The 16710-nt window shown below is 49.5% G+C and carries 15 protein-coding genes; 13 read left to right on the plus strand and 2 right to left on the minus strand.

Going from position 1 to position 16710, the window contains the following annotated elements; all coding sequences use genetic code 11:
- Positions 1-3: 3 nt before the first annotated feature.
- The 8 genes from atpB to ABLV78_RS25330 are packed head-to-tail and all read left to right on the plus strand — an operon-like array spanning position 4 to position 6497.
- Positions 4-819 carry a F0F1 ATP synthase subunit A gene (atpB, locus tag ABLV78_RS25295; RefSeq protein ID WP_015369004.1) on the plus strand — a complete coding sequence of 272 codons (816 nt, stop codon included), beginning with the start codon at positions 4-6 and terminating at the stop codon, positions 817-819.
- Positions 820-867: 48 nt separating this feature from the next.
- Positions 868-1107, plus strand: a complete 240-nt coding sequence (atpE, locus tag ABLV78_RS25300; protein WP_000429386.1) for a F0F1 ATP synthase subunit C — start codon at positions 868-870, stop codon at positions 1105-1107.
- Between the two features lie 54 nt (positions 1108-1161).
- Positions 1162-1632, plus strand: a complete 471-nt coding sequence (gene atpF, locus ABLV78_RS25305) for a F0F1 ATP synthase subunit B (RefSeq protein ID WP_004107293.1) — start codon at positions 1162-1164, stop codon at positions 1630-1632.
- A 14-nt stretch (positions 1633-1646) separates the two neighbouring features.
- Entirely contained in the window at positions 1647-2180 is a 534-nt protein-coding gene (gene atpH, locus ABLV78_RS25310) for a F0F1 ATP synthase subunit delta (RefSeq protein ID WP_015369005.1), read from the plus strand.
- 12 nt (positions 2181-2192) lie between these two features.
- Positions 2193-3734 (plus strand): F0F1 ATP synthase subunit alpha, encoded by a 1542-nt coding sequence (atpA, locus tag ABLV78_RS25315; RefSeq protein WP_015369006.1) that lies wholly within the window; start codon positions 2193-2195, stop codon positions 3732-3734.
- A gap of 50 nt (positions 3735-3784) precedes the next feature.
- Positions 3785-4648 carry a F0F1 ATP synthase subunit gamma gene (gene atpG, locus ABLV78_RS25320; RefSeq protein WP_015369007.1) on the plus strand — a complete coding sequence of 288 codons (864 nt, stop codon included), beginning with the start codon at positions 3785-3787 and terminating at the stop codon, positions 4646-4648.
- 26 nt (positions 4649-4674) lie between these two features.
- Positions 4675-6057, plus strand: a complete 1383-nt coding sequence (gene atpD / locus ABLV78_RS25325) for a F0F1 ATP synthase subunit beta (protein ID WP_015369008.1) — start codon at positions 4675-4677, stop codon at positions 6055-6057.
- Between the two features lie 20 nt (positions 6058-6077).
- Complete coding sequence (locus ABLV78_RS25330; protein ID WP_015703917.1) at positions 6078-6497, plus strand: F0F1 ATP synthase subunit epsilon; 420 nt, start codon at positions 6078-6080, stop codon at positions 6495-6497.
- 78 nt (positions 6498-6575) lie between these two features.
- On the opposite strand, the gene ABLV78_RS25335 is transcribed toward ABLV78_RS25330, so the two are convergent.
- Entirely contained in the window at positions 6576-7823 is a 1248-nt protein-coding gene (locus ABLV78_RS25335; protein ID WP_047044575.1) for a TerD family protein, read from the minus strand.
- A gap of 582 nt (positions 7824-8405) precedes the next feature.
- On the minus strand, positions 8406-9773 hold the full coding sequence (locus tag ABLV78_RS25340) for a DKNYY domain-containing protein (protein ID WP_080961786.1): 1368 nt from the start codon (positions 9771-9773) through the stop codon (positions 8406-8408).
- A 444-nt stretch (positions 9774-10217) separates the two neighbouring features.
- Between ABLV78_RS25340 and glmU the strand changes: the two genes are divergently transcribed.
- The 5 genes from glmU to pstS all read left to right on the plus strand — a co-directional run bounded on the left by glmU (position 10218) and on the right by pstS (position 16642).
- Positions 10218-11588, plus strand: coding sequence for a bifunctional UDP-N-acetylglucosamine diphosphorylase/glucosamine-1-phosphate N-acetyltransferase GlmU (glmU, locus tag ABLV78_RS25345; protein ID WP_045396006.1), 1371 nt, complete (start codon positions 10218-10220; stop codon positions 11586-11588).
- 185 nt (positions 11589-11773) lie between these two features.
- Positions 11774-13603, plus strand: a complete 1830-nt coding sequence (gene glmS, locus ABLV78_RS25350; protein ID WP_015703916.1) for a glutamine--fructose-6-phosphate transaminase (isomerizing) — start codon at positions 11774-11776, stop codon at positions 13601-13603.
- Positions 13604-13834: 231 nt separating this feature from the next.
- The gene (gene ssp4, locus ABLV78_RS25355; protein ID WP_047044582.1) at positions 13835-14800 is read left to right on the plus strand and encodes an Ssp4 family T6SS effector; all 966 of its coding nucleotides are present in this window, start codon (positions 13835-13837) and stop codon (positions 14798-14800) included.
- Positions 14797-15375: a hypothetical protein gene (locus tag ABLV78_RS25360; protein WP_045396002.1), complete on the plus strand. Its 579-nt coding sequence runs from the start codon at positions 14797-14799 to the stop codon at positions 15373-15375. The genes ssp4 and ABLV78_RS25360 overlap by 4 nt, the downstream gene beginning before the upstream one ends.
- Before the next feature lie 226 nt (positions 15376-15601).
- Positions 15602-16642: a phosphate ABC transporter substrate-binding protein PstS gene (pstS, locus tag ABLV78_RS25365; RefSeq protein WP_015369012.1), complete on the plus strand. Its 1041-nt coding sequence runs from the start codon at positions 15602-15604 to the stop codon at positions 16640-16642.
- The last annotated feature ends 68 nt before the right edge of the window (positions 16643-16710 follow it).

A 16710-nucleotide genomic window follows, 5' to 3' on the forward strand; every position in this document is an offset into this window, starting at 1 on the left:
ATCATGGCTTCAGAAAATATGACGCCGCAGGATTACATAGGACACCATCTGAACAACCTTCAGTTGGACCTACGTACATTCTCGCTGGTGGATCCGCACAACCCCCCAGCCACCTTCTGGACGCTCAATATTGACTCCATGTTTTTCTCGGTGGTTCTCGGTCTGCTGTTCCTTGCCATGTTCCGTAGCGTTGCTAAGAGAGCGACCAGCGGCGTACCAGGGAAATTCCAAACCTTCATCGAAATGATCATCGGCTTCGTCCATGGCAGCGTCAAAGACATGTACCATGGCAAGAGCAAGGTCATCGCGCCGCTGGCGCTTACTGTGTTCGTCTGGGTATTCCTGATGAACCTGATGGACCTGCTGCCAATCGACCTGATTCCTTATATCGGCGAACACATTTTCGGCCTGCCTGCACTGCGCGTGGTTCCGTCTGCGGACGTGAACATCACCCTGTCGATGGCGCTTGGCGTGTTCATCCTGATTATTTTCTACAGCATCAAAATGAAAGGCGTTGGTGGGTTCGTTAAAGAACTGACCATGCAGCCGTTCAATCACTGGGCGTTCATTCCTGTCAACTTAATCCTTGAAGGGGTAAGCCTGCTGTCCAAACCGGTTTCTCTCGGTCTGCGACTGTTCGGCAACATGTATGCCGGTGAGCTGATTTTCATTCTGATTGCTGGTCTGTTGCCGTGGTGGTCACAGTGGATTCTGAATGTGCCTTGGGCCATTTTCCACATCCTGATTATTACGCTGCAAGCCTTCATCTTCATGGTTCTGACGATTGTCTATCTGTCGATGGCATCCGAAGAGCATTGATTTTTACCAACACTACTACGTTTTAACTGAAACAAACTGGAGACTGTCATGGAAAACCTGAATATGGATCTGCTGTACATGGCTGCCGCTGTGATGATGGGTCTGGCGGCAATCGGTGCTGCGATCGGTATCGGCATCCTCGGGGGTAAATTCCTGGAAGGCGCAGCGCGTCAACCGGATCTGATTCCTCTGCTGCGTACTCAGTTCTTTATCGTTATGGGTCTGGTGGATGCTATCCCGATGATCGCTGTAGGTCTGGGTCTGTACGTGATGTTTGCTGTCGCGTAGTAAGTTGTTCGAAAGAAACCTAAGCCACAGAGTTAATTTAAGAGGTATTGTGCTGTGAACATGAACGCAACAATCCTCGGCCAGGCCATCGCGTTTGTTATCTTCGTATGGTTCTGCATGAAGTACGTATGGCCGCCGTTAATGGCTGCCATCGAAAAGCGCCAGAAAGAAATTTCTGACGGTTTAGCTTCTGCAGAACGCGCTAAGAAAGATTTGGACCTTGCACAGGCCAACGCGACCGACCAGCTGAAAAAAGCGAAAGCGGAAGCCCAGGTAATCATCGAGCAAGCGAACAAGCGTCGCTCTCAGATTCTGGACGAAGCTAAAGCTGAAGCAGAACAGGAACGCACTAAAATCGTCGCACAGGCGCAGGCTGAAATCGATGCCGAACGTAAACGTGCTCGCGAAGAACTGCGTAAGCAGGTTGCTATCCTGGCTGTTGCTGGCGCCGAGAAGATCATCGAACGTTCCGTGGATGAAGCTGCTAACAGCGACATCGTGGATAAACTTGTCGCTGAACTGTAAGGAGGGAGGGGCTGATGTCTGAATTTGTAACGGTAGCTCGCCCCTACGCCAAAGCAGCTTTTGACTTTGCCGTCGAACACAAAAGTGTTGAGCGCTGGCAGGATATGCTGGCGTTTGCCGCTGAAGTGACTAAAAACGAACAAATGGCAGAGCTTCTCTCCGGTGCCCTGGCGCCGGAAACGCTCTCAGATGCGTTTATCGCTATCTGCGGCGAGCAACTCGACGAAAATGGTCAGAACCTGATTCGGGTGATGGCTGAAAATGGTCGTCTGAAGGTGCTCCCGGATGTTCTTGAGCAGTTCATTCACCTGCGTGCGGCCAGCGAGGCCATCGCAGAGGTAGATGTTATTTCTGCCAACCAACTGAGTGAAGAACAGCTTGCGAAGATCTCCGGCGCGATGGAAAAGCGTCTGTCACGCAAAGTTAAGCTGAATTGCAAAATCGATAAGTCTGTTATGGCAGGAGTTATCATCCGCTCGGGTGATATGGTCATTGATGGTAGCGTACGCGGCCGTCTTGATCGCCTGGCAGACGTCTTGCAGTCTTAAGGGGACTGGAGCATGCAACTGAATTCCACCGAAATCAGCGAACTGATCAAGCAGCGCATTGCTCAGTTCAATGTTGTGAGTGAAGCTCACAACGAAGGTACTATTGTTTCTGTAAGTGACGGTGTTATCCGCATCCACGGCCTGGCCGATTGTATGCAGGGTGAAATGATTTCCCTGCCGGGTAACCGTTACGCTATCGCACTGAACCTGGAGCGCGACTCCGTTGGTGCGGTTGTGATGGGTCCGTATGCTGACCTCGCCGAAGGCATGAAGGTTAAGTGTACAGGCCGTATTCTGGAAGTTCCGGTCGGTCGTGGTCTGTTAGGCCGCGTGGTGAACACCCTGGGTGCGCCGATTGACGGTAAAGGTCCTGTTGAGCACGATGGCTTCTCGCCAATCGAAGTTATCGCTCCGGGCGTTATCGATCGTCAATCCGTAGACCAGCCGGTGCAGACCGGTTACAAATCTGTTGATGCCATGATTCCAATCGGCCGTGGCCAGCGTGAGCTGATCATCGGTGACCGTCAGACCGGTAAAACCGCGATGGCAATCGATGCGATCATCAACCAGCGTGATTCCGGCATCAAATGCGTATACGTAGCTATCGGCCAGAAAGCGTCCACCATCTCTAACGTGGTGCGTAAACTGGAAGAGCACGGCGCGCTGTCCAACACTATCGTTGTTGTGGCGACCGCTTCTGAATCTGCTGCGCTGCAATACCTGGCGCCGTATGCCGGTTGCGCAATGGGCGAATACTTCCGCGACCGCGGTGAAGATGCGCTGATCGTTTACGATGACCTGTCTAAACAGGCTGTTGCTTACCGTCAGGTTTCCCTGCTGCTCCGTCGTCCGCCAGGACGTGAAGCATTCCCGGGCGACGTGTTCTACCTCCACTCCCGTCTGCTGGAGCGCGCATCCCGCGTTAACGCGGAATACGTTGAGAAATTCACCAATGGTGAAGTTAAAGGTAAAACCGGCTCCCTGACTGCGCTGCCGATTATCGAGACGCAAGCGGGTGACGTTTCCGCATTCGTTCCGACCAACGTAATTTCCATTACCGATGGTCAGATCTTCCTGGAAACCAACCTGTTCAACTCCGGTATTCGTCCGGCGGTTAACCCGGGTATCTCCGTATCCCGTGTTGGTGGTGCTGCTCAGACCAAGATCATCAAGAAACTGTCCGGTGGTATCCGTACCGCGCTGGCGCAGTATCGTGAACTGGCTGCGTTCTCTCAGTTCGCATCCGATCTGGACGAAGCGACTCGTAAGCAGCTGAGCCACGGTCAGAAAGTGACCGAGCTGCTGAAACAGAAACAGTATGCACCTATGTCTGTAGCACAGCAGGGCCTGGTACTGTTCGCTGCTGAACGCGGTTACCTCGAAGATGTGGAACTGGCGAAAATCGGTAGCTTCGAAGCCGCTCTGCTGGCTTACGTTGACCGTGACCACGCTCCGCTGATGCAAGAGATTAACCAGACCGGTGGCTATAACGACGAGATCGAAGGCAAGCTGAAAGGCATCCTCGACTCCTTCAAAGCAACCCAGTCCTGGTAAAGTCTGGCGGCTTGCCTTAGGGCAGGCCGCAAGGCATTGAGGAGAAGCTCATGGCCGGCGCAAAAGAGATACGTAGTAAGATCGCAAGCGTCCAGAACACGCAAAAGATCACCAAAGCGATGGAGATGGTCGCCGCCTCCAAAATGCGTAAAACGCAGGATCGCATGGCGGCCAGCCGTCCATATGCAGATACTATGCGCAAAGTGATTGGTCACCTTGCGAACGGTAATCTGGAATATAAGCACCCGTACCTGGAAGAACGCGACGTTAAACGCGTGGGCTACCTGGTGGTGTCGACCGACCGTGGTCTGTGCGGTGGCTTGAACATTAACCTGTTCAAAAAACTGCTGGCGGATATGAAAGCATGGTCCGATAAAGGCGTTCAGTGCGACCTCGCAATGATCGGCTCTAAAGGCGTGTCTTTCTTTAACTCCGTGGGCGGCAATATTGTGGCCCAGGTGACCGGTATGGGTGATAACCCGTCCCTGTCCGAACTGATCGGCCCGGTAAAAGTGATGTTGCAGGCCTACGATGAAGGCCGTCTGGACAAGCTTTACGTTGTCAGCAACAAATTTATTAACACCATGTCTCAGGCTCCGACCATCACTCAGCTGCTGCCATTACCGGCTTCAGAAGATGATGATCTGAAACGTAAGTCCTGGGATTACCTGTATGAGCCCGATCCGAAAGCGCTGCTGGATACCCTCCTGCGTCGTTATGTGGAATCTCAGGTTTATCAGGGCGTGGTAGAAAACCTGGCCAGCGAGCAGGCCGCCCGTATGGTGGCGATGAAAGCCGCGACCGATAATGGCGGCAGCCTGATTAAAGAGCTGCAGTTGGTATACAACAAAGCTCGTCAGGCCAGCATTACTCAGGAACTCACCGAGATCGTCTCGGGGGCCGCCGCGGTTTAACCAGGTTATTTCGTAGAGGATTTAAGATGGCTACTGGAAAGATTGTCCAGGTAATCGGCGCCGTGGTCGACGTCGAGTTCCCTCAGGATGCCGTACCACGCGTGTACGATGCCCTTGAGGTACAGAATGGTAATGAGAGCCTGGTGCTGGAAGTTCAGCAGCAGCTCGGCGGTGGCGTAGTTCGTGCTATCGCCATGGGTTCTTCCGACGGTCTGCGTCGTGGTCTGGAAGTTAAAGACCTCGAGCATCCGATCGAAGTCCCGGTAGGTAAAGCGACTCTGGGCCGTATCATGAACGTCCTGGGTCAGCCGATCGACATGAAAGGCGACATCGGCGAAGAAGAGCGTTGGGCTATCCACCGCGCGGCGCCTTCCTATGAAGAGCTGTCCAGCTCTCAGGAACTGCTGGAAACCGGCATCAAAGTTATCGACCTGATGTGTCCGTTCGCTAAGGGCGGTAAAGTTGGTCTGTTCGGTGGTGCGGGTGTAGGTAAAACCGTAAACATGATGGAGCTGATCCGTAACATCGCGATCGAGCACTCCGGTTACTCCGTGTTTGCGGGCGTCGGTGAGCGTACTCGTGAGGGTAACGACTTCTACCACGAAATGACCGACTCTAACGTTCTGGATAAAGTATCCCTGGTTTACGGCCAGATGAACGAGCCGCCGGGAAACCGTCTGCGCGTTGCGCTGACCGGCCTGACCATGGCTGAGAAATTCCGTGACGAAGGTCGTGACGTTCTGCTGTTCGTCGATAACATCTATCGTTACACCCTGGCCGGTACTGAAGTATCTGCACTGCTGGGTCGTATGCCTTCAGCGGTAGGTTATCAGCCGACTCTGGCGGAAGAGATGGGCGTTCTGCAGGAACGTATCACCTCCACCAAAACCGGTTCTATCACCTCCGTTCAGGCGGTATACGTACCTGCGGATGACTTGACTGACCCGTCCCCAGCAACCACCTTTGCGCACCTTGACGCAACCGTGGTACTGAGCCGTCAGATCGCGTCTCTGGGTATCTACCCGGCCGTTGACCCGCTGGATTCCACCAGCCGTCAGCTGGATCCGCTGGTTGTTGGTCAGGAACACTACGACACCGCGCGTGGCGTACAGTCCCTGCTGCAGCGTTATCAGGAACTGAAAGACATCATCGCCATCCTGGGTATGGATGAACTGTCTGAAGAAGATAAACTGGTGGTAGCTCGCGCTCGTAAGATCCAGCGCTTCCTGTCCCAGCCGTTCTTCGTAGCAGAAGTATTTACCGGTTCTCCGGGTAAATACGTTTCGCTGAAAGACACCATCCGTGGCTTTAAAGGCATCATGGAAGGCGAATACGATCACCTGCCGGAGCAGGCGTTCTACATGGTCGGTTCCATCGAAGAAGCCGTGGAAAAAGCCAAAAAACTTTAACGCCTTAATCGGAGGGTGATATGGCAATGACTTACCACCTGGATGTCGTCAGCGCAGAGAAACAAATGTTCTCTGGCCTGGTCGAGAAAATCCAGGTAACGGGTAGCGAAGGTGAACTGGGTATTTTCCCGGGTCATGCGCCGCTGCTCACCGCCATTAAGCCTGGTATGATTCGCATCGTTAAACAGTTCGGTCACGAAGAGTTTATCTATCTGTCCGGCGGCATTCTTGAAGTGCAACCGGGCAACGTGATCGTTCTGGCCGATACGGCAATTCGCGGTCAGGACCTCGACGAAGCACGAGCCCTGGAAGCGAAACGTAAAGCGGAAGAGCACATCAAGAGCTCTCACGGCGACGTGGATTACGCTCAGGCGTCCGCGGAACTGGCCAAAGCGATCGCTAAACTGCGCGTTATCGAATTGACCAAAAAAGCGATGTAACACCGGCTTGAAAGATAAAAGCCAGTCTGGCAACAGACTGGCTTTTTTTATGCTTAATGACCCACCCTGAGTTTAGAATCAGATGTATTGTTTACTTCCGCTACGGTTGTTAGGTCTGCCTTTAAAGACGGCAGGGCCATTCATCGTGAGTTCCAGGCTGTTGTCTTGTCGGCGGGTTAACCAAGGAGTGGATTCACTCATCGGTTTAGATGTCACACCTGATGGATATAATTCGATAGTATCCTGATCTATTTCAATCAGGCCAATAACGTAGGTATAAATACAGCTACTGAAGAAACCTTTCTTTTTCGTGAAATCAAAAGAGCATTCTACAATCTTGTCACCATACTCCATGCGCATTTTCGGTTTTAATGACGCTACGGCTACCACACCGTTACTGACGGCGGAATAGACACTACATACCAGCGCAATTTTCCCACCCGCCAGTCGGGATATTTCAGGGTTAATTTCTACCTTTTCAACGCCAGGCGCAGAAAGACTTGCGCTAACGACGTCGCCCGTATGGTAAACCCAGGGTTTTTTATTAAACGCACCTGATTTATCCGGCGCCTGAATGAGGGACATATTACCGTCAGGCCACAGAATTCCTACTCGTAAATCCAGGTCATCATTATCGCGACCATCGCCGTTATCTACCCATGTGGCGCTAATCGTAATTTTTGGGGGCGCATCGCTTCCCTTTATAAGCGAAACGCGGTGTTTATCTTCTGGTTTTTTGAGCGAAACTACCGCATTGTTTATATTAGGTTTTTGTAAGCCAGCAGTTGCAGGCGCCGGTTCACTTTCTACCTCGACACCATACATATTACAAAGCCCGACCAGGCCTGAGGAAAATCCCTGCCATACGGATCGGGCTTTAAATTGACCGTTATGCACATATAATTCCAGCACGATAATCCCAGTCTCCTGATTAAATGAACCGGGAGCTAGTTCCAGTATTTGTTCGCCCGCTTTTATTTGTGCCTGCAGATCGTTAACAGTAGAAAACCCCCCAGCGCTTCCGTCTTGAGTCAATGTGATGGCTATTTTCGTAATGCCAGCTGGTAGCTTTGATAAATCAAAATGAATGCTATGGGAAATCACATTATTTTGTAGTTCAGGTGGTATAAACATAGCACAACCAGAGCTATGCTTTTGAGCGTTAAAAAACACCATGCCGGTATCATCTTCCGTCTTTCCTGATGCAGTCAGTAGAAAAGCGGTAAGGTTGATATCCAGCCCATTGCCAGTCCGATGGGAAACGGTGACCAATCCAGTTGGCGCGTTTAAAGACGAATTTTCGCCAGGTGTGAGGTATTTATGCATGGTTAATTGTCCTTAATTATTGTGGCATGATTTTTTGAGTCTACACTTTTTATTTTCTCTTGGCTTTTGATTTTATTATTGAGCTAGGTTATATATTTTCTGGATTTATTTAATTAGCTATTATTTTTAATAAGTGGGTTCGGCTAATTAAATATCAGAATTAAATATAGAGAGACCTTCAGGTTCCTGTTCGTAGCATAAAAAGTGCGAGGCCCTCCTTCTTTGTTATTGATTAGTTAAATGATGAGGCGTAGACTCTGTTTTGTGATGTGTATCACAAAAAAACATAACCCGCACCTGCACTCTGGAAATCATCATGAAACTGTTCCACAAAATCATCGCCAAATTTAGCGCCCTGAGCTTCTAATCGCTGCGCTACCACCCTGTTTTCACACACTATCGCTCATTCAAACGCCAACATATGTGATGTGAATCCGCGGACAAGAGGTCGCATGAGGGGGGATGCTGGTCACTTAGGGCGATCGGCATTTTTGTCAGGGTATGGTTCGTCACTGCGGTGAGTGCCCTGGGAGAATTTGTCCCCTCAATTCCGTTCTTCATTTCAGTAGAACAAAGGCCTGGTCATTTTGAACAATCACCTTTGTTATCGTCGATGAACTGCTTTGTTTTTTTATCCTGAACTTTGGCTAATTCACCCTTAACTATAAAGTAACGGTATTCCTTATCGCTTAGAACGAATGTTCCTGGGGTTGTGTTTTTATCTTTATCCCAATGTAATCTTTTCTTGTTTTTTTCACCACATTTAAACAATGTCTTACGATTATCGATGCTTTGATTCGCTTCATCATAAATCACCCCATGGCTATCAATAAATTTTGAATAACCATAACTCATCAGAAAATCCGAAAAAACGACGGGGCCACGTCTATCATATTTATCTCTTCTATTATGATTTTCAAGATTATATAAAGTGTTGTTGATAATGAGGTACGCGCTTCCGCTATATTTTGCTTTAACAAGAAAGTAAATCTTGTCCTGTGGAGTGATGCCTATTTTATATATGTCTTTATGATAGTGTTTGTTTATTTGCACCCATATATTATTTTTTGTACGAATAACAGTGTAACCATCATTCTTCATCGTATTATAAATACTATTATCAGGAAGGTAGCATTCCTGATGGGGAAAGCCAGGAACCGGGCACACAGGTGTTACGAGCGTCGGTGGGATACCTGCTAGCGTTTCAATAGCCTTTCCATAGTAAAAAAGGTGCTGGTTATCTGTGGATAAACCCCGACCACTTGGCAGCGCATAGAGATTGGCAGAGATGTCGTTACGAGGCGTTAAAATTAAATTACCTTGTTGATTTTCTATTTTATAAATTTGCTTTCCGGTGCTAATTAATGATTCATTGATCAGATTGACTTCACCGGTAACTGGCACATCCAGAGGTTTTTCTAAGTAATAAATATTGTTCTTATCCCATGCCAGATAACATCCGAGAGAGTATATGTCATGCTCTTTCATTTCGTATGCTTTGAATGATTGAGGGTCGGCGTTTTTTATTTTTGTTCCTCTGTAATACACATTTTTATCATCTGCGATGTAATTAATTCTACTACGTCCACAATAATTAACGCTTTCTTTTATTACATTTATACGATTGATATTAATATTGAGTGAATAATAGTGTTTTTTTTCACGTTCAATTTCTGGAAGGATATTTAAGTCAGGTGCCATGCAGGTGACACCAGCACAACCAGAGTGCCGATTATATGTCCTGCTATTGTAATTAGTATACCAGGCTTTGTTGTTTTTTAATACATAAGGGCTATCTGGTATTGGTTTGTAATTGCTGCCGCATGACATTTTTTCAACTTTGCCATCGTCGTGCCAATATTCCGTGCATGAATGAAATTTCGCATAGCATGCTGAAGTATTAATAAATAACAATAAAGTAAGGATAATTCCGAATTTTAATTTATGCATTGTATTACGCTTCCTGTGCGGATTAACAGCAGCCTGTTCCTGGCTAACGGCATAGTGAAATAAAAATGAGCTAGCTCAGCGTAAACCAAAATGCCCATAGAGACTATTGAAATGAAACCATCACTGCTTCACTGGCTAAACAGACTCGCCCATCCATTTACATAAATGATAAAATGCATATTAATCATAAGATGGTATCCATTTACTCATGCTTTATTTATGTATAAAAAAAACAGCAAAAGCAGTGAGATAGGCGACTATTTCTCTCCCTATCATCGTTTTTCAGCGTTAAACTGATTTGCGATGGTGAAAAATAGCGCCCTAAAATGGTGTATAGCATTGAGCCTGGACGTTTTCTCCGCGTCTCGTTTCATGATGAAAAATATGTAGCAATTTCAACGTGAAAGGCTTTTACTTTTCGTTCTAACAGCTGTCAGGATGCGTATGTCAAACAGTGCGATGAGCGTGGTTATCCTTGCCGCAGGCAAAGGGACCCGCATGTATTCCGATCTTCCTAAGGTGCTGCATACTCTGGCCGGGAAGCCAATGGTTCAGCACGTCATTGATGCGGCTAAAGATTTAGGCGCTGCCGCGGTACACCTGGTGTACGGCCACGGCGGCGATCTGCTGCGTCAAACGCTGCATGAAGATAACCTCAACTGGGTGCTGCAAGCAGAGCAGCTCGGTACCGGCCATGCGATGCAGCAGGCGGCGCCGTTCTTCAATGATGATGAAGATATCTTGATGCTCTATGGCGATGTGCCGCTGATTTCGGTTGAAACGCTACAGCGCCTGCGCGCCGCAAAACCGCAGGGCGGTATCGGCCTGTTGACGGTGAAGCTGGATGATCCAACCGGTTATGGGCGCATCACGCGTGAAAATGGCCAGGTAACAGGCATCGTTGAGCATAAAGACGCCAGCGAAGCACAGCGCCAGATTCAGGAGATCAATACCGGGATTCTGGTTGCTAACGGCGCGGACCTGAAACGCTGGTTGGCGAAGCTCACTAACAATAACGCCCAGGGCGAATACTACATCACTGATATTATCGCGATGGCTCATCAGGAAGGTCATGAGATCGTTGCGGTGCATCCACAGCGTCTGAGCGAAGTTGAAGGGGTGAACAACCGTCTGCAACTTTCGCGTCTGGAACGAGTATATCAGTCAGAGCAGGCAGAAAAACTGCTGCTGGCGGGTGTGATGCTGCGCGATCCGGCGCGTTTCGATCTGCGCGGCGTGCTGAAACACGGGCGCGATGTCGAAATTGATACTAACGTTATTCTGCAAGGTCATGTTGTGCTGGGCGATCGCGTGAAGATCGGCGCCGGCTGCGTCATCAAAGACAGCGTCATCGGCGATGACTGCGAAATCAGCCCGTATAGCGTGGTTGAAGATGCGCAACTGCAGGCTGCCTGCACCATCGGCCCGTTTGCGCGTCTGCGTCCGGGGGCTGAACTGCTGGAAGGCGCTCACGTTGGCAACTTTGTCGAAATGAAGAAAGCCCGTCTGGGCAAAGGTTCGAAGGCAGGACACCTCTCCTACCTCGGCGACGCTGAAATTGGCGACAACGTTAATATCGGCGCAGGTACCATCACCTGTAACTATGATGGCGCAAATAAGCATAAAACGATCATCGGCGATGACGTGTTTGTCGGTTCTGATACGCAACTGGTCGCGCCGGTCAGCGTCGGTAACGGCGTGACGATTGCCGCGGGCACCACCGTCACGCGTAATATTGCTGACAACGAACTAGTGTTAAGTCGCGTGCCGCAGGTCCACAAACAGGGCTGGCAGCGTCCGGTAAAGAAAAAGTAGTTTTTAGATTGTCGCCGGGTGAGAGATCGCCCGGCAAACCAGGATGAGAGGATCAATATAGGTCCCCGTCCGCAGGCAGTACCATAAAAATAACCCCACTCTCTACAAGGCTCGGGGCGCCCGTAAAGGGCAAATACAGGTCAGCGACAACGCATGGCATATCGCCATTATCAGGAAATTTAACTATGTGTGGAATTGTTGGCGCAGTCGCGCAGCGTGATATTGCTGAAATCCTTCTCGAAGGTTTACGTCGTCTGGAATACCGGGGCTATGACTCTGCCGGTCTGGCAGTGGTCGATAACGAAGGTCATATGACCCGCGTTCGTCGTCTCGGTAAAGTTCAGATGCTGGCTCAGGCGGTAGAAGAGCAACCGTTACACGGCGGTACCGGGATTGCCCATACCCGCTGGGCGACGCACGGCGAGCCGTCTGAGAGCAATGCGCATCCGCATGTTTCTGAACATATTGCGGTGGTCCATAACGGGATCATCGAGAACCATGAGCCGCTGCGCGCCCTGCTGCAGTCTCGTGGCTATGTCTTCGTCTCCGAAACCGATACCGAAGTTATCGCGCATCTGGTGCACTGGGAGCTGGAACAGGGCGGCACCTTGCGTGAAGCCGTACTGCGCGCAATCCCGCAGCTGCGCGGCGCCTATGGTACGGTGATCATGGATACCCGCGATCCGGGGACGCTGCTGGCGGCACGCTCCGGTAGCCCGCTGGTCATTGGCCTGGGCATGGGCGAAAACTTTATCGCTTCTGACCAGCTGGCGCTGCTGCCGGTGACCCGCCGCTTTATCTTCCTCGAAGAGGGCGATATTGCCGAAGTTACCCGTCGTACGGTGGTTATTTTCGATAAATCCGGCGCGGAAGTGAATCGCCAGGAGATCGAATCTAATCTGCAGTATGACGCCGGTGATAAGGGGATTTATCGCCACTATATGCAGAAAGAGATTTACGAACAGCCGAACGCGATTAAGAACACCCTGACCGGGCGTATCAGCCATGGCGAGGTCGATCTCAGCGAACTGGGGCCGAATGCCAACGCGCTGCTGTCGCAGGTTGAGCATATCCAGATTGTTGCCTGCGGAACCTCGTATAACTCCGGGATGGTCTCCCGTTACTGGTTCGAAGCGTTAGCTGGTGTGCCGTGCGATGTCGAAATTGCTTCCGAATTCCGCTACCGCAAATCCGCGGTGCGTCGCAACAGCCTGATGATCACCCTCTCCCAGTCCGGTGAGACGGCGGATACCCTGGCGGCGCTGCGTCTCTCTAAAGAGCTTGGCTATCTGGGGTCGTTGGCTATCTGCAACGTTCCGGGCTCCTCGCTGGTGCGCGAGTCTGACCTGGCGTTGATGACCAAAGCCGGTACCGAAATCGGCGTGGCATCGACCAAAGCCTTTACCACTCAGCTGACCGTGCTGTTGATGCTGGTGGCGAAACTGGCGCGTCTCAAGGGCCAGGATGCGGCTATCGAGCAGGATATCGTGCATGGCCTGCAGGCGCTGCCGAACCGTATCGAGCAGATGCTATCGCAGGATAAGCGCATCGAACAGCTGGCGGAACGTTTCTCCGATAAGCATCACGCGCTGTTCCTTGGCCGCGGCGATCAGTACCCGATCGCGCTGGAAGGGGCGCTGAAGCTGAAAGAGATCTCCTACATTCATGCTGAAGCCTATGCGGCGGGCGAGCTGAAACACGGCCCGCTGGCGCTGATTGATGCCGAAATGCCGGTTATCGTGGTGGCGCCGAACAACGAACTGTTGGAAAAACTGAAATCCAATATTGAAGAAGTTCGCGCCCGCGGCGGTGAACTGTACGTCTTCGCCGATGGAGACGCCGGTTTCAGCGGCAGCGACAACATGCACATCATCGAGATGCCGCATGTCGAAGAGGTGATTGCGCCGATCTTCTACACCGTGCCGCTGCAGCTGCTGGCTTATCACGTTGCGCTGATCAAAGGCACCGACGTTGACCAGCCGCGTAACCTGGCGAAATCGGTGACCGTAGAGTAATCAGGCTGTACGGACCGACACTCTTTTGAGTGACGCTATAATCCGGTATTTCTGCAAAGGGATGCCGGATTTTTTATATTGTCACAGTCTATTTTTGATTTTATTTTAATACTATACACAAAATAGGAATTGTCCTGTTTTCTTGTTTTTTCTCTGTTTTCTTATAGGGAGTGTTTACATACACGAGTATGTCGTATAGTTTTTATACTAAACGCCAATGCAAGGAATGCTATGAGTTCTCTCTTCTCTATTTCAGAAAATAAGTTATTAAATTATGACTTTTCTCGCTGGATGGGTAATACATCTGGCTCTGACTTTGATTTCCGCGCTCTAGGTTCCGCATTAGATTGCACCCGTGATTTTAATCAAGTAGGTATCATATTTAATGATGGAAGAATGAGTTATCTCGTCCGGGCTTCCCGTTGTTATGCTAACTCATCGCGAAATCAGATAACCCATGTAATAGTCACAAAACTTAATCGTAGAGATACATACTCTTCTGAGCAAAGTATTAAGAAAGCTATATCTGAGCCGTCATTAAGTTCGGAAATATCGTCAACAGCACTATCTTGTGGCGGTGCTCTGTTAACTGCGGGTGTTTTTATTATCGGTACTGGTGCTACTGCAGTTACTGCTGGAGCATCAAGCGCATTTGCGATATTAGGGTATGCAGGTGCGGTGGCAACAACTGCGCAATGTATCAATGGTGTGATAAGGCTATGGGATATTGAGTTCAATAATTCTGCGTTAACAGGTTGGTTGGATTCGGAAGATTGGTATACATCAACGTCAACGGCGTTGGATGTCATCTCTCTTGCTTCTGCTGCTGGTGCATTGCTTGATGTTTTAAAAACTTATAAAAGTATGAAAGCGATTTCTTCTTTAGAAGCAAAAAAGTGGCTTAAAGCATGGCCGAGGCAGGATCGGGCTCGTTTAACCGAGTTAATTATAAAAACACAAAATCCCGGTATTTCTAATAAAGAAATAAAAGCATTGATTCGGGCTGGAGTTTATCCTAAACGTTACCCTATTGAGCCGATCCAGAAAGAGCTTAAAAAACAACTAATTAGTGCATTATCGAGTATGACTGCTTTTTCGGGAAGTGCGGTGAGTGGAGTCATTGGTTCACCTGGGAGCCTTAAAAAAACTGGTGATTACGTAATAGGGACAATTCAATCGTTTGCGATTCTAAAATGAAAAACTTATGTGGTAATAATTTCTTAGCGCTTCTCAAGCATGGTGTGGAAATCGATCAACTTATCAAGCGAAGAGATAGAGATGAGATCGCGCAGCATACAACAACAGATATGATGAGCTTGTCTCATGGGCAACGCTTATCACCTTCTCCGCTAGTTCCTGCTTGTATTTATTTGATATTAATTGTTATTTTTTCAGTTAATGCGGCTTTTATATTGCAGAGTCTCCAACTTACTCCGCCCCGTTTTCTGGCTTTCTACTTTCCGCTGCTCTTAGGGGTTATTGTTATAACTAGCGTAGCTGCAGGGTTAGTAGGTCGAGGTCATGCTGTTGGATTACGTATTTTTATGTACCTATATCTCGCCAATTTGTTTATTTTTTGTATAGTGCTGGCGCTTGCCGTCATCGCAGATGAAGCTATTGCTGCCAATAAGGTCATTCTTTTTATGTGTGAGATAGCCGTACTCTGGTTAGGCCGTAGATTGATGAATGGAACGGCTTTTACCCTGTTTACGCTTTATCGCCGTACGATCAGGCTTGCTATGGTTGCCCAACATCTCAACGTTGCCAGATGATTTTACGTTATCCATAATCATGTAATAAAAGCAAAATCTTCCTGTCATATGACCAAAAGATAAAAATGTAATTAATTGATATTATTAATTTTATTTTAGGTTTTCTTACTTTCCCCTGGTGTGTCATAAAACTGTCATAATTCGTACATTTTACTGTCACCTGTTTGTCCTATTTTGCTCACCATAGCTTCGAAACAACGGTTTACGAATCCCAGCAGGAGACATTATGAACGTTATGCGTACCACCGTCGCAACAGTTGTCGCCGCGACCTTATCGATGAGCGCTTTCTCTGCTTTCGCAGCAGCAAGCCTGACTGGCGCAGGTGCAACTTTCCCTGCTCCGGTGTATGCCAAATGGGCTGATACCTATCAGAAAGAAACGGGCAATAAAGTTAACTACCAGGGTATTGGTTCCTCTGGCGGCGTTAAACAGATTATTGCCAACACCGTGGATTTCGGTGCTTCTGATGCTCCTCTGGCTGATGACAAACTGGCGCAGGAAGGCCTGTTCCAGTTCCCGACCGTGATCGGCGGCGTGGTGCTGGCGGTTAACCTGCCGGGCGTTAAATCCGGCGAGCTGGTGCTGGATGGTAAAACCCTCGGCGACATCTACCTGGGCAAAATCAAAAAATGGGATGACGAAGCGATCGCTAAACTCAACCCTGGCCTGAAGCTGCCGGCTCAGAACATCGCTGTGGTTCGCCGCGCGGATGGTTCCGGTACTTCCTTCGTCTTCACCAGCTATCTGGCGAAAGTGAACGAAGAGTGGAAATCTAAAATTGGCGCAGGCTCTACCGTAAACTGGCCGACCGGTCTGGGCGGTAAAGGCAACGACGGTATCGCGGCCTTCGTTCAGCGTCTGCCGGGCGCGATCGGCTACGTCGAGTATGCTTACGCTAAGCAGAATAACCTGGCTTACACCAAACTGCTGTCCGCTGACGGCAAGCCGGTCAGCCCGACGGAAGATAACTTCGCTAATGCGGCGAAAGGTATCGACTGGAGCAAGTCCTTCGCTCAGGACCTGACTAACCAGAAAGGTGAAAATGCATGGCCGATCACCTCAACCACTTTCATCCTCGTCCACAAGGCCTCCAATAAGCCGGAGAATACCGCGGAAGTGCTGAAGTTCTTCGACTGGGCATATAAAAACGGCGGCAAAGAAGCGAATGCGCTGGATTACGCCAGCCTGCCGGACAGCGTGGTTGAGCAGGTTCGCGCCGCATGGAAAACCAACGTGAAAGACAGCAGCGGTAAAGCGCTGTACTAATACCCGCGGAATGTCGAGCTGCCGGCTAGCTTCCTGCAGCTCGAATTATTTCGGGTATAGCATTACCT

Source organism: Klebsiella sp. CN_Kp075 (assembly GCF_040065055.2).
GTDB lineage: Bacteria > Pseudomonadota > Gammaproteobacteria > Enterobacterales > Enterobacteriaceae > Klebsiella > Klebsiella aerogenes.